Genomic DNA, 533 nt, shown 5'->3' on the forward strand with positions numbered 1-533 from the left:
GGTGCGGTCGAGTTTGCCTGCCGGAGTCAGAGGAATGGACTCCAACATCACGAACGCAGAGGGCACCATGTGCGCAGGCAGCATCGAACCGGCATGCTCACGCAACGCATCGACCTCGAGAACCGTACCGGCCACCGGCAACACATACGAGACCAACACCGTACTGCCGGCAGCACTCTCACGCCCGATGGTGACCACGAAATCGACACCCGACACCGCAGCCAACACCGAATCGATCTCACCCAACTCGATCCGGAAACCACGCACCTTCACCTGAAAATCGCTACGCCCCACATACTCCAACGCACCCGAGGCATTCCACCGCACCACATCACCGGTGCGATACATCCGCGAACCCGCAGCACCGAACGGATCGGCCACGAACCGCTCCGCCGTCAAACCCAACCGCGCGTGATACCCACGAGCCAACGCCGGACCCGCCAGATACAACTCACCCACCACACCGACGGGCACCGGATTCAACCGCGAATCCAACACCACCTCAGCGAAACCGATCGTCGGCGAACCGATAT

Annotated in this window: 1 protein-coding gene; it reads right to left on the reverse strand. The window is 61.5% G+C overall.

The genetic code is table 11. The features are described 5' to 3' along the window. Nucleotides 1–533 (reverse strand): AMP-binding enzyme (locus R3P95_RS26080; RefSeq protein ID WP_317549903.1); only part of this gene is annotated, 533 nt, incomplete at both ends.

This window comes from Rhodococcus cercidiphylli (assembly GCF_033042225.1).
In the GTDB taxonomy this organism is placed as follows: Bacteria; Actinomycetota; Actinomycetes; order Mycobacteriales; family Mycobacteriaceae; genus Rhodococcoides.